The 4,481-nt window shown below is 45.5% G+C and carries 7 protein-coding genes and 1 pseudogene; 4 read left to right on the plus strand and 4 right to left on the minus strand.

The annotated features are described in order from the left end of the window. Positions 1-265: 265 nt before the first annotated feature. The 4 genes from ACQ96U_RS26920 (at position 266) to ACQ96U_RS26935 (ending at position 1,710) form a co-directional block, all read left to right on the plus strand. On the plus strand, positions 266-775 hold the full coding sequence (locus ACQ96U_RS26920) for a helix-turn-helix domain-containing protein (protein ID WP_431724371.1): 510 nt from the start codon (positions 266-268) through the stop codon (positions 773-775). A gap of 10 nt (positions 776-785) precedes the next feature. Continuing rightward, on the plus strand, positions 786-908 hold the full coding sequence (locus tag ACQ96U_RS26925) for a hypothetical protein (RefSeq protein WP_431724372.1): 123 nt from the start codon (positions 786-788) through the stop codon (positions 906-908). A 98-nt stretch (positions 909-1,006) separates the two neighbouring features. Then, positions 1,007-1,306, plus strand: coding sequence for a type II toxin-antitoxin system HigB family toxin (locus ACQ96U_RS26930; RefSeq protein ID WP_431724373.1), 300 nt, complete (start codon positions 1,007-1,009; stop codon positions 1,304-1,306). Positions 1,307-1,308: 2 nt separating this feature from the next. Beyond that, positions 1,309-1,710 carry a helix-turn-helix domain-containing protein gene (locus tag ACQ96U_RS26935; RefSeq protein WP_431724374.1) on the plus strand — a complete coding sequence of 134 codons (402 nt, stop codon included), beginning with the start codon at positions 1,309-1,311 and terminating at the stop codon, positions 1,708-1,710. A 115-nt stretch (positions 1,711-1,825) separates the two neighbouring features. Here the strand turns inward: ACQ96U_RS26935 and ACQ96U_RS26940 are convergent, their stop codons facing one another. From ACQ96U_RS26940 to ACQ96U_RS26955, 4 genes and pseudogenes are all read right to left on the minus strand, one after another. Beyond that, positions 1,826-1,996, minus strand: a complete 171-nt coding sequence (locus ACQ96U_RS26940) for a hypothetical protein (protein ID WP_431724375.1) — start codon at positions 1,994-1,996, stop codon at positions 1,826-1,828. Between the two features lie 299 nt (positions 1,997-2,295). Continuing rightward, positions 2,296-2,751, minus strand: coding sequence for an MbeB family mobilization protein (locus ACQ96U_RS26945; protein ID WP_431724377.1), 456 nt, complete (start codon positions 2,749-2,751; stop codon positions 2,296-2,298). 328 nt (positions 2,752-3,079) lie between these two features. Beyond that, positions 3,080-3,520 (minus strand): annotated as a pseudogene (locus ACQ96U_RS26950) (relaxase/mobilization nuclease domain-containing protein); the annotation flags it as partial. Then, complete coding sequence (locus tag ACQ96U_RS26955; protein WP_431724376.1) at positions 3,429-3,758, minus strand: MobC family plasmid mobilization relaxosome protein; 330 nt, start codon at positions 3,756-3,758, stop codon at positions 3,429-3,431. The gene ACQ96U_RS26955 and the pseudogene ACQ96U_RS26950, both read right to left, overlap by 92 nt. Between the last annotated feature and the right edge of the window lie 723 nt (positions 3,759-4,481).

Raw genomic sequence — 4,481 nt, forward strand, 5'->3', positions numbered from 1 at the left:
CTCGACTCGTCGAGGCTTTTTTACCTATTCGTCAAGAATAGATATAGCGAAATTGCTAACTCATTGATTTTTAATGTTTTATTTTTTTGGGTTACGACACCCTAGGTGTCGTAACGTTACGACACCCTAGGTGTCGTAACCCAAGGGTTTATACGACAAATTTGTCTTGATATTTACAAAAAGTGTCGTACTATATGACATGTCGTATGGTGCGACATTAGTGTCGTAATAACGTGACAAATTTCGCTATTTTGTTGGAGGGGGTATGCAAGTTGCTACTGAAGAGCAAAGGCAAAGAAGGCTTAGGGAGTTAGAGCGAGAATCTGTAAAGCATGAGCGTAAGAATGGCAGCTTTACACAAACTTATCCTAAAGGCTGGCAGCGAGTTCGAGAGCTTTTGAAAAAGCATCCCAAAGCTACAGGGCTTTACTCTTTTTTTGCTGAGCATATTGACCCTAGTTGTGGTGCTGTTGTTGCTGATCAAAAGTTTTTAGCGGATCGAATGGGGGTATCTGTTAGGACTATTCAGCGCTGGCTAGATTTTCTTGAGGGGGAAAAAGCTTTGGTTCGTATTCCAGTGGCTGGGAAAGTTTGTGCTTACGCTTTAGACCCTGAAGAAGTTTGGAAAGGCTATGCTAATGCAAAAGATTATGCGGCCTTTGTTACCAAGACGCTTGTAAATAAGGATGGTGAGATTCAGCGTCGAATTAAGGCTATGTTTGCCGAGAAAAAAGAAGGTGATACTCATTTACAGGACGATTTACCCTTAAATTAAAGGCTTTCTTATGGATAAGGAAGAGATTAAGTCTGTATTTAAAGAGTTTTTTTCAGCACCAAGTTTATATGTAGCTATATTAATTTGGGTTGTGTTGCTTGGTGCAACTTACCTGCTAACTAAAGGGCTTTAAGGCTGGCCCTCTTTGCTTTTGAATTAAAAATTTAAAGTATTCGAAATTGACTATACGAACTCAACCTCCCATACTGGGAGGTGCTAGGAAAAATAATTGTGCGAATTATTTCAAAACGTACGCTAAGAAATTTTTGGGAGCAGCCTAGTTACGCTGACTCGAAAGGGCAACTTGAAGCTTGGCATGATGAAATATTGAAAGCAGATTGGGCCAACCCTCAAGAGGTAAAAGAACAATTTCGTAGTGCCAGTATCCTGAGAAATAACCGCGTGGTGTTCAATATTGCTGGCAATAAATACCGGCTTATTGTGCGTATTGATTACCAATTTAAATTGGTTTTTATACGGTTTATAGGGACTCATGCGCAATATGACCAGGTTAAAGCGGATGAGGTGTGAAAATGAATATTAACCCTATTAAAACAGAACAAGATTATGAGGCAACATTAGATCGTATTGGCGAGTTAATGGGGTGTTCTGTAGACACTCCTGAGGCTGATGAGCTAGACATGCTAGTTACGTTGACTGAAGCTTATGAAGCTAAACATTATCCTATTGATAAGCCAGACCCAATTGAAGTCATTAAATTTTACCTTGAACAATACGGCTTACAGCAAAAAGACTTAGAAAAATTTATTGGGCATTCTGGTAGGGTTTCAGAAGTACTATCCTACAAACGTAGACTAACTCTGCAAATGATTCAGAAGTTGCATGAAGGCTTAAAAATACCCGCTGAGCAACTTGTTAAAGATTACGATATAGAACCCAAAAGAAGTCAAAAGGGAATAGCTCAGCCAGCTTAAAGTTTTTCGTATACCGCGTCTCTGCTCATATGGGCAGAGACGCGGTAACGGAGGCCACGCCATTCGCTGGCAGGCCCCGTACTTTCTGAGAAAACGGCCAGAAAACGCAGTCGAGTTACGGCCAGATTTGGTCCTTGAGTTTTGCCATGATGTTGTACAGCAATTGAATTTCATCTTGGCTCAGTGCTTCGATACCGTGGTCATGTAATTTGAGTACAAGACAGGCTTCGTTTTGGGTTAATTCAACGTTGTATTTACCGCCCTTGGTGAGTTCTTCGTAACTCATAGTCTCCCCTTATCGGCTCAGGCTAGGCCCTCGTGATCGTCTGTGTTGCCTTTGCTGTTGCTCTAACGCCTGCTGTTTTGTTCGGTTAAGCTCACGAACCTTTGTAATTGCGTGGCTAAGTGTGTCACTTGCTCGGTTAAGGTCTCGACTTGTGTCCGCAAGTGTTCGTTCTCTTGCGAAGTAGCGTTGAACATTCTCTGTAAGCTTTCTTGCGTGTTCTGTAATTCGCTGACCTGCTGCTTGTGTTCGTTGGATAAGCTCTCTAGCGCGTTGAGCAAGTGCTTTTCGAGTTCCGTCATCTAGTAACCCTCCGGAATAAACATCGGTCGATTGTCCTTGCTCCGCGTCCAGTTGCCGTTGTCTTTCGCGGCGGGTATGCATAGCCGGCCCCCGCAGTTGCTCATCTGGATCTTGCCGCCTTTGTCGGCGAGCTGTTTCAGCGTCGCGTTCTGTTCGCGGATCTCCTGATAGTTGTTCGCGATGATCTGGCTTTGTACTGCTATGGCCGCGCCAGAAGCCATGAGCGCGATCAGAATCGATCCTCCGAGCCATAACCATGTCTTGAGTGCTATCGAGCGTGTGCGTGTGTTGTGGGCGCTTATAGCGTCTCTGATGCTCTTCTCGCTTTCGTTCAACGCAGCTCTGATATTTTCTTTGTGCCTCTCGAAGTCGTTCGCCAGTGCGCTCTCGATAGCTTCGGCTTGCTCGTTCGATTTGATCTGAAAGTCCTTGGCCAAATTCAAAATCTTGTTCATATAAAAAACCTTTTAACCGAATATTTCGCCCCCCTTCAGGGTCCGCAATAGAAATACTTTTTTTATTTTTTCGAACAATCGAAAACCCCGCATTTTCCAGTGTATTGATCACGTCATCGCGGTTTTTAATTTGATGATTTTCGCAATGATTTAATAGCGCTGAAGTGATTAATTCACCGGCTTTTTGTTTATTTTCTGGGAGGTTTTTATTTAAAACAAAAACCTGTTTATTCGCAGGATCATCGGGATCGTGTAAATTTAATTCGATATTTTTGATGGTTCGCCACGCATCGAGACGAGGATTGTCAGCTCGGTGATAATACGGTTGTAGTCGTTTACCACTGGTTAATTCCGTATTCGGAATAACAAAATTTAATTCCAGCCGACCTTTGTCCTGATGCTGTACCCAGAGTATGTCGTATTGATCTTTATCGAGACCCGGCAACAGTGCTTGTTCAAACTCATCCATTAGCTGCTGTTTGGTGTCTTCGGGTAAATCCTTTTCATAAAAACTCAAATACCCTGACGTGTACTTTTTGGCGTACAGACTGGAGTCAATTAAGTCCCTGGTGATTTCCGGGGTGCCCCTCATCAGGGTGGCACCCTCACGGTCGCGTTCCTTACCCAGCAGATAGTCCACCGGTCCGTCACCACCTCCTGAGCCACGGCGGTTGAACTTAACGATCATCCGAGTGGCACTCCTGAAGTGCCACCAGTGACACACTGATGGACTGCAACTCACTGAGCAGTTGCACTGAATGCAGTGCATCCAGCCCACTGGCGTTCACTTTGCGTGCAATCTGGTTCAGGTTATTACCCAAACCCGCCAGTTGTCGTAGTAGCGCGGGATCAACTGCACGCTTGCGTGCCTTAACTGCCGTTTTTTCCTCCAAACAGGTCTCCCGCATCCATCGTGCAAGCTGTGGTCTCGTTGATCGCGCTTTTAGCGCTTCATACTCGGTGTCTGTTGCAAGAATCTTGATCAGATTACGACGCTTGTCGGCCATAAATCCTCCTTAAAGTCTGCCAACTGACGTCTATTTCAACATAGTGCACCCAACCTAAGCAAGGCTACACAAAGGTACCTCGCTTCGCTCGACCTTTGTGAACCTTGATCAGGGGGCTTTGCCCCCCAATACCCCCCAACAGCAGCGGTTGTTTGCTCGATCGCGTTTATTCTGAGTAGTGGACGACTCTTCGAGGCGCGGAACAAGCTATGCATAAGCTGTGAGGAGCAGAAGCTCCTCACAGCTTCTACACAGCTTTTTTCCGCTTCGCCCACAAACTCCCCCGACTGAACGTTTTTTATCGCTATAAACCCCCTCTAATCCCCCAGAGGGGGAAGTTCAGTATGGAGTGTGTGTCTTATTTTCAATTTCCTTTCCTTCCGCCCTGGTTAACTGCAAGCGACAGCGCGCTAGGGCGGAGGAGAACGAGCGAGTAGGCGAGCCGTTCGGCCATGCAGCGATAGCGGAATGGCTATCGAGGGGATCGGGGCGCGCCCGCGGGTTCTAGGGCAGCGCCCTAGGCATTGTTTAATGCAAACGCAGTGCGCAGGGCGATAGCCCGAAGGCTTTTCGCCGAGCGCAGCGGAAAAAGGATTCTCGACTCGTCGAGGCTTTTTTACCTATTCGTCAAGAATAGATATAGCGAAATTGCTAACTCATTGATTTTTAATGTTTTATTTTTTTGGGTTACGACACCCTAGGTGTCGTAACGTTACGACACCC

This window comes from Zooshikella sp. RANM57 (assembly GCF_050749885.1).
GTDB lineage: Bacteria > Pseudomonadota > Gammaproteobacteria > Pseudomonadales > Zooshikellaceae > Zooshikella.